Here is a 14,369-nt window from a genome sequence, read left to right on the forward strand (position 1 = left end):
ACCCGCCGCCGGGCGAGGAAGTATAAGAAAATTTATAAAGACAATCGCTTACGCGTTAATCCTCACAACCGACACGATGCGCTTGAACAGGGCGGTCATGGCGGTCGAGATGCCCTGGCTGGGGCTGACCTCGAAGTAGAGGCCGGGGCTGGCGCACGACTGCATCTGCGAGGCGATCTGCGAGCTGGGCGAGACGTACTTGGCGACCCAGGAATTGTAGAAGCTGTTGGTCGGCAGGGGCAGGTAGGTGGTGTAGAGCACGGCGATGCGTACGCCGCGCGCCTTCAGCGCCGTGCAGGTCGTAATGTCGATCGGCGTGATGCGGCGGCACGAATTGCCGTTGGTGTAGCCGCAGTCATAGCCGTCATTGGTGCCGTCCGACACGAAGAAGAGGACCTTTTGCGGGTTGGCCGACGACGCGCCGTCGCCCGAGGCCGAGATATTGGTGTTCATGCTGCTGAGCATGGAGATGAAATTCGACTGCCGGTCGGAATTGTAGTTCTGGTACGGGATGGTCATCAGGTCGATGGTCCCGGCGTCGCTCGACGACTGGCTGAGATTGGCGGTCAGGCTGGACACCTTGTAGGCCGTGGGCGCGGTCTGGTTGATGGCGTCCGCCGCCGCGCCGAAGTCGTAGATCGCCATGCGGTACTGGTTCGACAGGGTTTCCGTCGAGGTGGCGGTGGTCATCAGGTCCTGCGTCGCCTTGCGCACCACGTCGATGCGCGTCGTCACGCCCAGGGACTTGGCCTTGGCGTAGTAGTCGGTGCCCGGCTTGTCGCCTTCGTGGCAGGCAAAGGCGCACTGGTCGGGCGTGTTGGAGACCATGGTGTTGATGTCGGCCGTGGTGGCGCCCACGCCCATGGACGGCGTGTTGTCGAGCAGAAGGTAGAAGTCGATATAGGGCGGCACGGTCGCGGTTGAGGTCGAAGTCACGGTGATCGGCACGGTGTCGATGCCGATCAGGCCCAGTATGTAGGTCTTGTAGGTCGCCTTGATCGTCATGTTCGCGGTCATGACGGTTCCGGTCTTGGTGACCGTCGCCGTCGTGGTCACGTTCGAGACGTCGCCCGGCGGCGTATAGCCGGCGGTGAAGCCCGTCACGGCCTTGGTCGATCCGCCCGATATGGTCCCGTCGGCGTTCATGCTGACGCCGGCCTTGTAGGCGGCGGAATTGACCGCGATCGTGGACAGGGTGGCGTCGTCCGCCGCGTCCTGGATCTGGTCGTGGAGCTGGACGACACGGCCGAAGTCTATGGCCCCGCCGGTGGCGGTCACCGCGCCGGGAAGAGACAGCGCCGAGATAACGGCAACGCCCGCGCGCTGGCTGCGGAAGAAGTTCCTGAACATGGCCCACCCGCTAAGTCTTAACAGTGCGTAGGGTTTACAGGAACGTGTTTAAGGATTCGTTCATACGTGTAAATTTTCTCCGGACCGGCGAATCCGCTCACGGCGGGGCATCCGCTGATTCGCGGGAAGGACCGGATTCCGAGCGGATCCGGAGCCGGTTACCCCGCCGGCGGGGCCACCACGATGCCGCGATAGTCGTCGGCGTCGTCCAGGATGTCGCCGTTCCACGTGTTGATCAGGAAACGCACCAGGCGGTCGTAGCCCTGGGGATCGAACGGCTTGACCAGGTAGCCGTCGGCGCCGCTGGCATAGCCCGTCTTCACGTCGAAAGGCGCCTCCGACGTGGTCAGCAGCAGCATGGGCGTGTTGGAAAGCCACGACTCGGACTTCAGCCGCCGCAAAAGCTCGATGCCGCTCATGCGCGGAAGGTTGATGTCGAGCAGCAGCAGGCCGAACGTGCCGTGCGGGGCTTCGGCCAGTTCGTGGACGGCGGCTTCGGCATCGCGGGCGACCGTGATTTCCGCGTCCGGCGCGATACGGCGAAACGAACGCTGGAGCGACATGACGTCGCCCGGATTGTCTTCCACCAGCAAAATGCGCAGAACGTCGTCAGCCAAGGCGAACTCCTGAAATCATAGCGGTTACCCTAAGGGCAGGGTGTTGAAGAATGCTTGCCCTTGTTCGCGGCGTGACGCATTGTTTTCTTATAATTTTGACAGGAAAAAACGTTCCGTCCGGATCATGGCAGCATTCATCAAAAAAATTCTTGGGGCAATGGTTTAAATGCGTGCCGCGCCTTCCGGGCCCGCGTCTGCGGCAAGCCTTGCCGCCATCGTCGAGTCGTCGGACGACGCCATCGTCGGCAAGACGCTGGACGGCATCATCACGTCGTGGAACGCCGCCGCCGAGCGCATCTTCGGCTATACGGCCGACGAAGCCATCGGCAAGCACATCACCCTGATCATCCCTGACGACCGCCTCCACGAGGAGACGGAGATTATCAGCCGCATCCGCTCAGGCCTGCGCGTCGAGCATTTCGAGACCGTCCGCCGCCACAAGTCGGGCCGGCCCTTGCAGATATCGGTGACCGTGTCGCCGATCCACGACACCGACGGCACCATCGTCGGCGCCTCCAAGATCGCCCGCGACATTACCGAACAGCGCCGTAACGAGGAGCACCTGCGGCTGGCGCGCGACGTTGCCGATATCGGCCTTTGGGATGTCGACCTGATCAGTGGCGCGGTGCATTGCGACCCGCGCTGCCTGGCCATGTTCGGGGTAACGCCGGGCGCGCCCCTGGCCATGGACGGGTTCTTCGACGGGCTGCATCCCGACGACCGCGATGCGACCGCGGCTGCCTGGGCCGCGGCGGCCGACCCGGCCGTGCGCGCGCCTTATGATGTCCAATATCGTGTCTTAGGGTACGAAGACGGCGTCATGCGCTGGATCAAGGCGAGGGGCCGCGGCATTTTCGACGCTACCGGCCGTTGCGTGCGCATGCTGGGCAACACCATGGACGTCACCGAGCGCAAGACGACCGAGGCGCGCCAGGCCATGATGCTTGAGCTGTCGGACCTGATGCGGGGGGCGGACACCCATACGGCCCTGCACGAGGCGTGCGCCCTGATGGGCCGCTATTTCGGCGTGTCGCGTGTCGGCTACGGGCTGCTCGATCCGGTCGAGGACTTTTTCCGCTACGACGTGTGCTGGACCGACGGCCAGGTGCCGCCGCTGATCGGGGAATACCCGGCCCATGTCTTCGGCGAGAAGATCGTCGCGATGCTGAGCGCCGGCCAGACCGTGGTGGTCGGCGACCTGTTCGCGGACGCCGTGTCGGACGAGGCGCGCACCCGCCAGACCGCCTCCGAGGTCGACACCCGCGCCATCCTGGTCGTGCCCTTCCTGCGCGGCGGGCGCCTGCGCACCATCGTCTACCTCAATGCGCGCGAGGCGCGGCACTGGCAGCCGGATGAGGTCAGGTTCATGCAGGACGTGGCCGAGCGCACGCGCCAGCTGATCGACCGCGCCGAGACCGAAGCGGCCCTGGCCCAGCGCGAAGCCGAATTCCGCAGCATGGCCGATTCCATCGACCAGTTGCTTTGGGTTTCGCGCGGCAGCGGCGGGCTGGAATACTGCAATCGGCGCTGGTACGAGTTCACGGGGCTGAAGCCCGGCCATACGGGCGCCGACGTATGGAACGCCATCATCCATCCCGATGACCGCGAGCGCGCCAGGACGCGCTGGGATTCGGCGCGCGAAACCGGCGATCCGTTCGAGATCCAGTACCGGCTTAAGCGCGCGGACGGCGTGTACCGCTGGACGCTCGGGCGGGCGACCGCTGTCCGGGAGCGCGGGCGCATCGTGCGCTGGTACGGCACCTGCACGGACATCCAGGACCTGGTCGACGCCCGCCAGAAGGCCGAGGAAGCCAATATCGCCAAGAGCGAATTCCTGGCCAATATGAGCCATGAAATCCGCACGCCGATGAACGCCATCGTCGGCATCGCCAACCTCATGGCGCTGTCGAAGCCGCTGACGCCGCGCCAGGAGGATTTCGTGCGCACGCTGAATGTCAGCGCGAAGAGCCTGCTCGAGCTGATCAACGACCTGCTCGACGTGGCGCGCATCGAGGCGCAGACGATCGAGTTCGAGGCTGTGCCGTTCAATCTCGATGCCCTGATCCGCGAAGTTTCCAGCATGATGAATGTGCGCGTGCGCGAAAAGGGGCTCGATTTCCGTGTCGAGGACGACTGCGCCCAGGGGCGGCAGTTCGTCGGCGACCCGACGCGCATCCGCCAGATCGTCCTGAACCTGTGCTCCAACGCGGTGAAGTTCACCGAAAAGGGCCACGTGGCGATCATCGTCGGGTGCGAGGCCGGCGACGAAGCCGATGTAGAGCGGGTGTCCTTGCGCGTCGAGGATACGGGGATCGGCATCGCGGCGGACAAGCTTTCTTCGATTTTCGACAAGTTCGTCCAGGCGGACAGCTCGATCACCCGGCGTTATGGCGGCACGGGGCTTGGACTGGCGATTACGCAGACCCTCGCCGAGGCTTTGGGTGGCGAGATCCGCGTCGAAAGCGTCGAAGGCCAGGGGTCTGCCTTTACGGTGGTCCTGCCGCTGCGCGTGGCCGAGGCGCCGGTGGCCGTGGCCGCCGAGCCCCTGGCCGTACGGACGCCGGGCGGCGTGCGCCGCGCGGCCTTGCTGGTCGAGGATCATGATCCGAATGTGCTGGTGGCGACCAGTTTCCTCGATGCGTTCGGGTTCGACACTGACGTGGCCGGCAACGGCTTGCAGGCGTACGAGATGGCGAAGGCGCGGGCCTATGACGTCGTGCTGATGGACGTGCAGATGCCGGGGATGAACGGTTTCGACGCCACGCAACTGATCCGCCAGTACGAGCGGCAGAGGGGCCGGGCAAGGATGCGTATCATCGGCATGACGGCGCACGCCATGGCAGGGGACCGGGAACGCTGCCTGGCGGCGGGCATGGACGACTATATCGCCAAGCCGTTCGATCCGAAGACGCTGGAGGCGTTGCTGGCGGGGGAATGATAGGATTGTACCTCCCCATCCCCCTTCGCTAAAGCTACGGGGCACGGGGAGGTGCAAGAATGGGAGGTTCGGGTTTGGAGTCTGCGTTGCAAAGCGGCAACGCAGGCGCGCAAAGGTTAACCGCGTTATGGACGTACGCGCATTCCTCAGGCAATCCTGAAGAATGACTCCGCCGCACGCCAATATGCGCCTCAATATCGCCACCGGCTTTGCCAGCGATATCGGCCGCCGCGACGAGAACCAGGACTTCGCCGCCCTGTGTCTCGACGAGGCGCGCGGCCATCATGGCGCGGTCGCCGCCATCGCCGACGGCGTCGGCGGCATGAAGGGCGGACGCGTCGCCGCCGAGCTGGCCGTGCGCACCTTCATCGACGACTATCTGGGGCAGTCCGACCTGCTGTCGCCGCGCAAGACGGCGGCCCGCGCGCTGGAATCGATCAACCACTGGCTCTATCGCGAAGGCACGAAGAACGAAGCGCTCAAGGGGATGAGCTGCGCCTTTACCGGCATCGTGGTCAAGGGCCGCAGGCTGCACGTCTTCCATATCGGCGATACGCGGCTATGGCGCTTACGCGACGGCGTGCTGAGCCAACTGACGCGCGACCACAAGCCCGAGGGCGCCGAGCAGACCAACTTCATCACCCGCGCCGTCGGGCGCGAGGAAGCGGTGCGCATCGACTACCAGGTCTTCGATGTCGCCCCGCACGACCGGCTTCTGCTGACGACCGACGGCGTGCACCAGCACCTGGCGCCGGCGCAGATCGGCGCCGTGCTGGAGCAGCGCGCCTCGCCGCAGGAGACGGCGCAGCGGCTGGTGTCCGGCGCCTTGGCCAACCATGCCGACGACAATACGACCGCGCTGCTGATCGACATTATCGACCTGGCGCCGGCGACCGTCGACGACCTGACGGCGGCGATCGCCGAGCTGCCTTTGATCGTGCCGCCCAAGGTGGGCGACATTGTCGACGGCTTCCGCATGGAACGCATGCTGGCCGATGGCCTCTATTCGCGCGTCTTCCGCGCCCGGGATATCCGGGAAAACCGGCCGGGGCTGCAAAGCGTCCTGCTGAAATTCCCCAAGCCCGACACGATCGGGGCCGAGGCGGCGGCGCGCTCGGCCTTCATGCGCGAGGCCTGGGTGGCGCAGCGCGTGGCGCACGTCTGGATCGGCTCGGTGCTGACCCTGGCGCCCGGGCGGCAGACCTGCCTGTACGTCGCCCAGCCCTTCTATGTCGGCGAGACGCTGGAGCGCCGGCTGAAGCGCGCGCCGAAGATCGGCCTGGAGGAGGGCGTGTCGATCGCGACGCGGCTGGCCAAGGCGATCGGGTCGCTGCATCGCGCCGGCATCATCCACCGCGATATCAAGCCGGAAAATATCATCCTGTTGTCCGACGACGGGCTGAAGCTGGTCGACCTGGGCGTGGCGCGTATTCCGGGGATGCAGAAGGACGCTGTCTTCGTGCCCGGTACGCCGTCCTACAAGGCGCCGGAGCTGTTCGAAGGGCGCAACCGTTCAGCCGCGCCGGGCGACGAGCGGTCCGACATCTTCGCGTTGGGCGTCACGCTGTACCGCATGTTCACCGGCGGGGCCTATCCTTACGGCGAGGTCGAGCCCGGCCAGACGCCCCGGTTCAACCGCCCGGAACGCCTGCTGTCGCGCAGGCGGGATTTGCCGGCATGGCTGGAAAGCCTGATCCTGCAAGCCATCGCGCCCGAGCCCGCCGACCGTTTCCATGACGGTTTCGAGATGGCGTTCAAGCTGGAAACCGGCGCGTTCGGCGCGGAGCCGGATTTCGCGCGCAAGCATTCCTTTGTCGGCCGCAACCAGACCGGCATCTGGCGCGGCGTGTCGGCGGCGCTGTTCGTGATCGCGGCAGGGGTGCTGGCGGCGGAAGCCTGCGGCTATCCGGTGTGGCCGGTGATCAGGGCGTGGGGCGGAGCGGTCGCGGCGTCCGCGGCCCGTGTGACGACGCCCGCCAAGGCTCCGCCGAGGCGGCTGCCGCAGGGGTAGGGCGGCGGCGGGCTTGACACCTCGGCCAAATCGGTTCGGCCTGAGGTTTATTTTCCGCACGATCGGAGACGGTAATGCTCACCATTCTTGGTCTTCTGGCGTCCGGCGTGGTCGTCGCCCCGGGCCCGCACTACGTGGTCGAGCTGACCGCATCGCAGGACAACCGCTTGCTGGCCGTCAGCCACATGATGGCGCAGCCCGGCCAGACCAGCCAGCTTATCCAGGAAGACAGCGGCCAGCGCCTGAGTGTCAAGGTGACGCCGAAGCTCGGTGACGGCGATGCGGTCAAGCTGGACCTTGCCATCGAGATGTCGGCCGAAGGCGGGACGGTCACGCGAAAGACGGCGATGGACGTGTCCCTGGACGGTAATCACCATTTCTCGGTGGACGTGCCGCAAGAGAGCGACCAGCCCGCCGCGCACTTCGAATTCACCGTGGAAGAAGAGGCCCCGGGCGTCTAGTTAGCGGATTTTTATAGCTTTATCATGTGGTCTCGGGCGTGATGGCGGAGGCCGCAATAGATTTGTGGAAACGTTTTCCAAGTTGTTAGCACGTTAGTTCGCGCTGGTAAGATTTTGGTTTTGTTGAATTTGCCTTTTCATCTGGCCGAGAAGGATGGCGCTCCAATTTTGGCAGGCGCTGCTATACCGATTCGCTAAATAATGAGCCATCACAATTGTGTTATGCGTTGTATTTTTAGAGTCATTTTCGGGGACCGTCGTGGTCGGCGCAAAGGGGTTAATAATTGGTTAACGGGCCATTTAGTGGGCGGTTCATGAAGTATTTTTGCAAATATGTGCGGTGAGTTGCTTTTTTTCTTTTGATATCGTGGATTCAATATTTGAAATTCTGCGCCCAAAAATTAAAATTTTTAGTAACGGGCGAGCGGTTCTCATTTTTCTTAAGCAATAATTATTCATGTGCGAACGACCAGCAGTATTGATTTTCCGGCAAAAGCACGTCGGGAATTGAGGGAGCAAGTCTCGCTTCGCGGGCGATTATGCGAAGAAAGCTAATATAACATATTGAATTTGAATGAAATTCTCTCGCCGACGGCGTGCTCGACGCCTGTCTTGACTATTGTCTTGGGAGCGTATGTCGTGATGGCGCGGCCTTTGCCGCAAAGTAGACATCCCCACGAGGTGGTGCTCGTGAGGATGTCTGAGACGCATCGACAAGGACTTGCCAAGCGGCCCATGCAACTGGAAGATTCTAGGAATGTTCCATCGCCTGTCAAGTCCGCATCCAGAACAGGACGGGACAATGACTTCGCTTTCGCTTCAACTCACGGCTCTGGTGGTGCTGGCGACGGCACATGCGGGCATTTCGCCGGCTTCGGCCGTCGAAACCGGACTTGCGGCCGGTTTTAGCCAACCTCACGACCTCGTTTTTACGCTGAGCCTTCATCTGTTGGCGTTCTATATGGCCGCCGCTACCATCCTGGTTGTCGGTACGGCCTATATTCTCTTCTTCGTCGTGTGGGCGTGGCACATGGTCGCGCCTTCCGGTATTATCTGGCTTACTGAGAAGCGATTGAAGGACCTCCACGACCTGCTTTCAGGCAAGGCGGTGGCTGACGTCGTCGGGCGCCTGCTCCGCAAGCTTGTGGGCTGACGCCGGCGCAATGCGCCGAAAAGAAAAGGCTCCGGACTCCGGCCGGATAAGCGGGCGCGGAGTCCGGAGCTTTTTGTCGTTTGACAATGAGCGGCGTGCGGCCGAAAATTCCGGGACCGGGTCTCGATCGGTGGACAGGCAGGGGGTGTCGTGAGCGTTCGGAAAATCATTGCGGGTATGGCTGCCGTCCTGAGCCTTGCGGCGCCCGCGGCGATGGCCGGGCAATACGAATTCGACGACCAGATCCCTATCGCCAGGTTCGCGAAGGGCTTGAAATTCAGCGACTACCCCGTGGCCGTCTACAAGGGCCCGCGAAAGCTGCCCCGGTTTTCCGGCGACCAGAGGCAATATGCCTTCTTCGAGACGCGCATCCGCAACTCGGTGAAGGAAGGGCCGGCCTTTGCCGGCGACATGGGCGTGGCCTATTTCGGCTGCGGCACGGACTGCACCATGGGCTACATAACCAATGTCAGGACCGGACGCATTTATGAGCTGCCGGGCGGCGGAGACGACAATCCGGACTTCCGCATCGACTTCAGGGCCGGCAGCCGCTTGATGAAGACCTTGTGGCGCAAGGGATATTCCGACAACCCGACCTGCGTGCAGGAATTCTATGAATGGACGGGAGCGCGATTCCGGCGACTACGCACGCGCCAGGCCAGGGGCCGGTGTCCGGACATGGACTGAAGCCGCGCGGCCCGGGGCTTGTGTCCGCCGCCTCTGTGTGGCGCCGGCGCGCCTCGGGACACCGAACCGGGCCTGCGCTTCGAACGGCAGGGGCCCTGGCGCCACTTCATGTGGTCGCCGGGCCTGTTCATCCACTTTGGCAGCGGCCTCCTGTCGCATGGATAACGCCGTTGTCGCGGCTTTTCGGCGGTGGTATTTGATACAGGCCGATTGGGGAAGTTCAGATGTATCGTCGCGTCCTCGTTATTGCTGTGTCTCTTGCCTTTGCCGGAGCCGCCATAGCGGCGCCCCGTGACAAGCCACCCGTGCCGGTTAAGCTGTCGCCCGGCGGCTGCTGGAAGTACAGCGGTACGGCCGACGCCTTCGCACTCACGGCCAGGGCGGGCGACCGCCTGGTGATTACGGCGGCCGGCGAAGCGGATTTCATGGGCGGCGGCGTAAGCTGGGCGACCGTTCAGGCGCGTGACATCACCGTTGCCCGAAAAGATAAGCCGGATGTGGTGGTGCTGCCGGAATACGGCGACGGTGCCTATCAATTCCACAAGGGCGGCGACTACAGCATCACCCTGTGGCCGCACGCCATCCACGGGCTGCCCGGCATGGTTATCGTCTGCCGCGCCGGACCGAATACGGCGAAATAGCTTTCAACTGGCAAGCTGAAAGGCGCCGGTCGTCCCGGCGCCTTCATGACCTCAGTTGCCCGTCGTGCTGGTCGAGGTGCTCGACGACACGGCGGTGGTGCCGTCGGGGGCGACGGAACTGGACGTAGTGGTGGTCGACTGGCCGGTGACGACGCCGTTAGTGGCCGTCGTCGTCGTCGTGGTCGTGCTGGTCGACTGGCCCATGTCGGAGCAGGCGGCAAGCGAAGCGGCCACGGCGCAGGCGGCAGCGGCCAGGGGGAGGATACGCGAACCCATTCTCGGACTCCTTGGTCGGTGGATACACGACGCGAAGTATGGCGCGGGTCGGCGTAAACTTGCCCGCCGGATACGGGGGCTCATTCATAAAAACGATGTTCTGCGATCAGACCAGGGGAACGCCGCCGGCATAGGTGCCGGCCGGCTTGTACGGTCCGGGCAGCGCGGGGGTGATCCTGTTGACCTTGTTCAGGCGCTCCTTCAGAGCCTGGTGCGGCCGGGCGTCCGCCGGGAAGGCCCGGCCCCGGCAGAAGACGCCGAAGAAGGGCGGCCGGCGGCCGTCGTCCTGGATCAGGCCCAGCGCGTTCGGGTCGATCCCTTCGGTGATAAGGCCGCGGTCGAGCGCTATGCCTATGCCGCCCAGGCTATCCAGCATCCAGGTGAGCGCCACGTCCGACAGCTGCTTGTCCGGAAAGCCGCCGCCGACATTGGAGTGGCAGCCGGGGAAGACCAGCTGGGTGACCTTGTCGCGCGGCGCCCAGAAGGTCGGGCTGAAGATGTCGCGCATCTCGTCGGCCGAAAGGGCGTGGAAGCCGTACTCGACCTTGTCGCTGAGGGTGGTGTTGCAGATCGAGAAGTCGAAGCGCACCGTGCCGTTGTGGAAGTTGGGCAGGCCCAGGGAGCTGACCGTATCGAAGACGGCCACCGCCTTGACGCCCGCCGGCGGCTGGAAGGCGGCATCGGTCAATTTGGGCAGCGGCTTGCCCAGCATCATCTTCATGACGCCGAGCCGCGCCTGGTCGGCCAGCGAGGCGTCGGCGCTGCGGTAGAGATACCAGGCCGCGACGGCGCGCCGGTAGGCGGCTTCCTTGTCGGTCGCGTCGTAGGCCGCCTGGTCGAGCAGGCCGCGCCCGGTGATCAGTCCGGCCAGGGCGCGCGCCGCCGTGGCCCCGCGGCTGAAGCCGGTCAGCACGATCTCGTCGCCGGGCTGCCATTGCCGCGACAGGTAGGTGTAGCCGCGCACGATCAGTTCCGCGATGCCGTCGCCGAACAGGCCGCCCAGCGCCTTGAGGACGTCCGAGCCCTGGGTGCCGACGCCCGGCAGGTATTTGCCGGAAATACCGCCGTGGCTGCATTCGAACGAGCCATAGTCGGCGTCGGCCGCCTGGCCGCCGATGCTGTCGAATATCTTGGCGATATTGGTCGGGTACTTCTGGGTCTTTTCCTGGTCGGTTCCGTCGAGGCACACTACGTGAATGGTCATGGCGATGTCCGTGTATGGGGAGAAGAGGCGGGCGGCGTGCAGCTGAACAGGCTGACATACCAGTCGCTGGGTTTCTGGTCGGGCGGATTGGGGGTCAGCGCGAAGGTGCGGGGGGGCGCGACGGCTTTTGCCGCGTCGGCGGCGACGGCCGCCAGTCCGGTGGCGAATTTGAGTTCGGACGGGTCGTAGACCAGCGCGTTGGACCGGATGCCCTTGTCGGTGATGGCGCGCAGGCGGATCAGCCCGAGGGTTTCGCCGGCTCTTTTTGTCTTGCTGTCGGCGGCGGCGGCCAGTTGCGTCGCGACAGCCCGGGCGGCCTGGTAGTCCGGGCCGGCGTCAGTGTCGGGGCCGCAATAATAGACATCGACCTGCCAGCCCTTGGCGATGTTGGGCGCCTTCTGGTTCACCATACCGCGGATGTCGTTGGACGTAAGGCCTTCAGCGAGCGCGTCGATACGGGCCTGTTCGGATGCCGGCATGGAAGGTTGCGGGGGCTGGCCGGCGGGCGTTTGCGCCTGAGTCTGACCCTGAGCCTGAGCCTGAGCGGGCGCCGCCGCCGCCGCGTCGCGGAACTGGTCCTGGGCCTTCTGGTCGCGGGCCTTCGTAATGGCCGGACATTGCTGGGTGAACAGGGCGATCGGCGACCGCACGGCGACCTGCGCTTCGGCTTCGATGTCCTGAAGCGCCTTTTGCTGGGCGTCGTCCGAAATGGAATAGTAGATGGACACTGCCGTCTGGCGCGCGATGCACACACGGCTCAGCCCGTCCTCGGTCGTATCGGGGAAGAAGGTCTGGTCGTATTTCGGCAGGGGGCGTGCGATCATCGCCCGGTAGGATTGTTCGACCACCCGCGCGCCGGCGCCGACGGGGCCGGGCGCCGACGCAGCCTTGACGGCGCGGTCCGCCGCGTTCTGATAGAACTGCTCTTCGCTGCTGATCTGGTCGCGCAGGTCCTTTTTGGCGGCGGACACGCTGTCGATGACCGCCTTGCTGATCGTCGACGCCGCCAGGATTCCGCTGATGACGACGCCTATGATCTGGAAGCGCTGCAAGGTTTCCAGAAGGGTCGTCGCCGTGGCGGCCGACTTGGCTTTCAGCATGACGAAGCCCCCCGATGGCCCGTATATCGGTGTTACGTTAACCGTTCGGCGTCTATCGGTCAAGTTGTATGAAAATGCTTTCTGGTAGATTTGGGGCCGGTGAATTTTTCGGGCAGGCGAGGGCCGCGATTTTTGCTACGCTTGGGGGCGGACACTTCGGAGGGCGGCATGACAAGGATCGGTTTCAAGGAAATAGCGTGCGTGGCGTTTGTGCTGGCCGTGCCGGCGGCGGCGCTGGCGGCGGGACCGGGCTTCAACTGCGCGAAGGCGAGGGCCGCCGACGAAAAGGCGGTGTGCAAGAGCGCGGCTTTGAGCCGTCTCGACCGCCAGATGCAGTCCATGTACCGCGAGATCCAGGGCTGTGCGCTGATGGGGGCGCGCGGCGCCAATTACGACGACCAGACGGACTGGCTTGCCAAACGCAAGCAGTGCGGCGCGAACACCCGCTGCATCAAGGCGCTGTACGACAAGCGGCTGGCCGAGCTGAAGCCGGATGTCAAATGGGCGCGGTCAGAGCGCAAGGCCGGGCGCTGCCCGGACCAGTAAAGGGGGCGGCCGTCACCGCGGAACGTCGGTGACGGGCCTGACGCGCATGCGAAGGCATATCAAGCCCGCGCAGATCAGGACAAGACCCGCGCCCAGAAAGCCCTGCGTCAGGGCCAGGCTGCGCAGATAGTCGGCGCGGCCGGCAAGAGCGGCAGCCTGGGTCGCAGCCGAAGTGGCGGCGCCGTAGGCCGTCAGCAGGGCGTTGATCGCCAGCAGGCCGCTGATCAGTATGCCGACGGCCAGATAGACGCGTTTGAACATGACTTTTTCCCCTCCGACGTCCGGCGGACGGTCTCACGGTTCGGACGGGCTGTCCATCCAGGCAAGGCATTGCAATTGCGGGAGGTTGTGGCAGACTGGTTAACGGGCAGGCACAGGGGGATATCATGAAATACTGGCGATGGATGCTGGCGTTCGGCCTGGCGGTAGCGGCCGGTGCCGGCGGCGCGCAGGCCGAGATCGAGAAGACCGGCACGCTCGATTGCGGCGCCAACAAGATCTGCTTCCACTGGTGGCCAAAGGTGACGCCGCCCGCCGGATGGCGGCAGGACCTGCCGACCAGCAACCACGCCAATATCAATTTCATGGTGCCGGAAGCGGCGCGGACCTCGGCGGTGTTCATATACGCCACCGCCATCGACGCCCGCGGCCAGGCCGACACGCTGGCGGGCTTCATCGCCGATGACCGCAAGACCTTCCTGACGCATAATCCGGGGTTGTCGATCACCGATCTTCCGGACGCGACGACGGCGGACGGCCAGGTGCTGAAGGTGCTGCGCTTCGATCCGAAGGGCGGCAGCGGGCGCTGGGAAATCACCGCCTATGGCGAGGAAAGCGATGAGCAGGGCAACCACTACTACCTGACCTTCGTGCTGAGCGCGGTCAGTGAAAAGCTGCGCGACGACAACCTGGATGTCTACAAGGCCGTGCTGGCAGGATACCGGACCTAATCGGCCGGATTGATCGTCAGGATGCGATAGCGGCCGTGTCGGTCGGCATCGAACCAGATTTCGCCGTTCCCGATCATCACGCCTTGGTCATTGGCGAACATGCAGTGGTCGGGTTGTGTGTAGACGACCTGTTTGAAGCGTTCGGTGAAAATGGCGTGGTAGTGCCTGATAAACTTAGTGCGCGTGGTGATCTTTACTGTGTGGCCTCGCTCGCTGGCCGAGATGGGGTAGCGGACAAGGGCTGCTACGCCCGGCGCGTCGTCGGCCCGCAGGCGTGTTCGCAAAAGATTGAGGAAAGCGATTGCATGGACCTCGTCCGACTTGCCGCGCTGGTCAAAGACTGTGGTGTCGTCGCAGGTGGCGGCCTGGGCGGTGGGCGCGGCGAGGGCGAGGGTGAGAAGGCAAGCGGCTGATTTAACCCAGGGCATCGTCGTG

Annotated in this window: 15 protein-coding genes; 8 read left to right on the top strand and 7 right to left on the bottom strand. The window is 64.3% G+C overall.

The features are described 5' to 3' along the window. Nucleotides 1–48: 48 nt before the first annotated feature. Both AB8717_RS09720 and AB8717_RS09725 read right to left on the bottom strand, forming a co-directional pair. Nucleotides 49–1,350, bottom strand: a complete 1,302-nt coding sequence (locus tag AB8717_RS09720; protein ID WP_443747132.1) for a TadE/TadG family type IV pilus assembly protein — start codon at nt 1,348–1,350, stop codon at nt 49–51. A 158-nt stretch (nt 1,351–1,508) separates the two neighbouring features. After that, the gene (locus AB8717_RS09725) at nt 1,509–1,967 is read right to left on the bottom strand and encodes a response regulator (RefSeq protein WP_443747133.1); all 459 of its coding nucleotides are present in this window, start codon (nt 1,965–1,967) and stop codon (nt 1,509–1,511) included. A 166-nt stretch (nt 1,968–2,133) separates the two neighbouring features. Between AB8717_RS09725 and AB8717_RS09730 the strand changes: the two genes are divergently transcribed. From AB8717_RS09730 to AB8717_RS09755, 6 genes are all read left to right on the top strand, one after another. Next, a complete protein-coding gene (locus AB8717_RS09730; protein WP_443747134.1) occupies nt 2,134–4,905 on the top strand; it encodes a PAS domain S-box protein in 2,772 nt (923 codons plus the stop codon). Between the two features lie 163 nt (nt 4,906–5,068). Then, nucleotides 5,069–6,916 carry a protein kinase domain-containing protein gene (locus AB8717_RS09735; RefSeq protein WP_443747135.1) on the top strand — a complete coding sequence of 616 codons (1,848 nt, stop codon included), beginning with the start codon at nt 5,069–5,071 and terminating at the stop codon, nt 6,914–6,916. Between the two features lie 74 nt (nt 6,917–6,990). After that, nucleotides 6,991–7,377, top strand: a complete 387-nt coding sequence (locus tag AB8717_RS09740; RefSeq protein WP_443747136.1) for a hypothetical protein — start codon at nt 6,991–6,993, stop codon at nt 7,375–7,377. An 802-nt stretch (nt 7,378–8,179) separates the two neighbouring features. Further along, the gene (locus tag AB8717_RS09745; protein WP_443747137.1) at nt 8,180–8,530 is read left to right on the top strand and encodes a hypothetical protein; all 351 of its coding nucleotides are present in this window, start codon (nt 8,180–8,182) and stop codon (nt 8,528–8,530) included. A 150-nt stretch (nt 8,531–8,680) separates the two neighbouring features. Then, the gene (locus AB8717_RS09750) at nt 8,681–9,217 is read left to right on the top strand and encodes a hypothetical protein (protein ID WP_443747138.1); all 537 of its coding nucleotides are present in this window, start codon (nt 8,681–8,683) and stop codon (nt 9,215–9,217) included. A 224-nt stretch (nt 9,218–9,441) separates the two neighbouring features. Beyond that, nucleotides 9,442–9,858, top strand: a complete 417-nt coding sequence (locus AB8717_RS09755; RefSeq protein ID WP_443747139.1) for a hypothetical protein — start codon at nt 9,442–9,444, stop codon at nt 9,856–9,858. Between the two features lie 51 nt (nt 9,859–9,909). On the opposite strand, the gene AB8717_RS09760 is transcribed toward AB8717_RS09755, so the two are convergent. The 3 genes from AB8717_RS09760 to AB8717_RS09770 form a co-directional block, all read right to left on the bottom strand. Then, nucleotides 9,910–10,134 (bottom strand): hypothetical protein, encoded by a 225-nt coding sequence (locus AB8717_RS09760; protein ID WP_443747140.1) that lies wholly within the window; start codon nt 10,132–10,134, stop codon nt 9,910–9,912. A 106-nt stretch (nt 10,135–10,240) separates the two neighbouring features. Further along, complete coding sequence (locus tag AB8717_RS09765; RefSeq protein ID WP_443747141.1) at nt 10,241–11,338, bottom strand: phospholipase effector Tle1 domain-containing protein; 1,098 nt, start codon at nt 11,336–11,338, stop codon at nt 10,241–10,243. Beyond that, nucleotides 11,335–12,438: a hypothetical protein gene (locus tag AB8717_RS09770; RefSeq protein ID WP_443747142.1), complete on the bottom strand. Its 1,104-nt coding sequence runs from the start codon at nt 12,436–12,438 to the stop codon at nt 11,335–11,337. The genes AB8717_RS09765 and AB8717_RS09770 overlap by 4 nt, the downstream gene beginning before the upstream one ends. 168 nt (nt 12,439–12,606) lie before the next feature. Here AB8717_RS09770 and AB8717_RS09775 point away from each other — a divergent pair, with 168 nt between their 5' ends. Next, complete coding sequence (locus tag AB8717_RS09775; protein ID WP_443747143.1) at nt 12,607–12,984, top strand: lysozyme inhibitor LprI family protein; 378 nt, start codon at nt 12,607–12,609, stop codon at nt 12,982–12,984. 12 nt (nt 12,985–12,996) lie between these two features. Here AB8717_RS09775 and AB8717_RS09780 read toward each other — a convergent pair whose 3' ends face one another. After that, nucleotides 12,997–13,245: a hypothetical protein gene (locus tag AB8717_RS09780; protein ID WP_443747144.1), complete on the bottom strand. Its 249-nt coding sequence runs from the start codon at nt 13,243–13,245 to the stop codon at nt 12,997–12,999. A gap of 125 nt (nt 13,246–13,370) precedes the next feature. Here AB8717_RS09780 and AB8717_RS09785 point away from each other — a divergent pair, with 125 nt between their 5' ends. Then, on the top strand, nt 13,371–13,934 hold the full coding sequence (locus AB8717_RS09785; protein WP_443747145.1) for a hypothetical protein: 564 nt from the start codon (nt 13,371–13,373) through the stop codon (nt 13,932–13,934). Here the strand turns inward: AB8717_RS09785 and AB8717_RS09790 are convergent. Beyond that, nucleotides 13,931–14,362 (bottom strand): hypothetical protein, encoded by a 432-nt coding sequence (locus AB8717_RS09790; protein ID WP_443747146.1) that lies wholly within the window; start codon nt 14,360–14,362, stop codon nt 13,931–13,933. The genes AB8717_RS09785 and AB8717_RS09790 overlap by 4 nt on opposite strands. Between the last annotated feature and the right edge of the window lie 7 nt (nt 14,363–14,369).

It is taken from the genome of Asticcacaulis solisilvae (genome assembly GCF_052327315.1).
Lineage (GTDB): Bacteria > Pseudomonadota > Alphaproteobacteria > Caulobacterales > Caulobacteraceae > Asticcacaulis > Asticcacaulis solisilvae_B.

Coding starts and splice junctions, on each gene's coding strand:
- AB8717_RS09785 (WP_443747145.1), top strand. CDS start 13,371: ATGAAATACTGGCGATGGATGCTGGCGTTCGGCCTGGCGGTAGCGGCC.
- AB8717_RS09765 (WP_443747141.1), bottom strand. CDS start 11,338: ATGACCATTCACGTAGTGTGCCTCGACGGAACCGACCAGGAAAAGACC.
- AB8717_RS09770 (WP_443747142.1), bottom strand. CDS start 12,438: ATGCTGAAAGCCAAGTCGGCCGCCACGGCGACGACCCTTCTGGAAACC.
- AB8717_RS09735 (WP_443747135.1), top strand. CDS start 5,069: ATGACTCCGCCGCACGCCAATATGCGCCTCAATATCGCCACCGGCTTT.
- AB8717_RS09730 (WP_443747134.1), top strand. CDS start 2,134: ATGCGTGCCGCGCCTTCCGGGCCCGCGTCTGCGGCAAGCCTTGCCGCC.
- AB8717_RS09745 (WP_443747137.1), top strand. CDS start 8,180: ATGACTTCGCTTTCGCTTCAACTCACGGCTCTGGTGGTGCTGGCGACG.
- AB8717_RS09720 (WP_443747132.1), bottom strand. CDS start 1,350: ATGTTCAGGAACTTCTTCCGCAGCCAGCGCGCGGGCGTTGCCGTTATC.
- AB8717_RS09790 (WP_443747146.1), bottom strand. CDS start 14,362: ATGCCCTGGGTTAAATCAGCCGCTTGCCTTCTCACCCTCGCCCTCGCC.
- AB8717_RS09755 (WP_443747139.1), top strand. CDS start 9,442: ATGTATCGTCGCGTCCTCGTTATTGCTGTGTCTCTTGCCTTTGCCGGA.
- AB8717_RS09775 (WP_443747143.1), top strand. CDS start 12,607: ATGACAAGGATCGGTTTCAAGGAAATAGCGTGCGTGGCGTTTGTGCTG.
- AB8717_RS09780 (WP_443747144.1), bottom strand. CDS start 13,245: ATGTTCAAACGCGTCTATCTGGCCGTCGGCATACTGATCAGCGGCCTG.
- AB8717_RS09740 (WP_443747136.1), top strand. CDS start 6,991: ATGCTCACCATTCTTGGTCTTCTGGCGTCCGGCGTGGTCGTCGCCCCG.
- AB8717_RS09760 (WP_443747140.1), bottom strand. CDS start 10,134: ATGGGTTCGCGTATCCTCCCCCTGGCCGCTGCCGCCTGCGCCGTGGCC.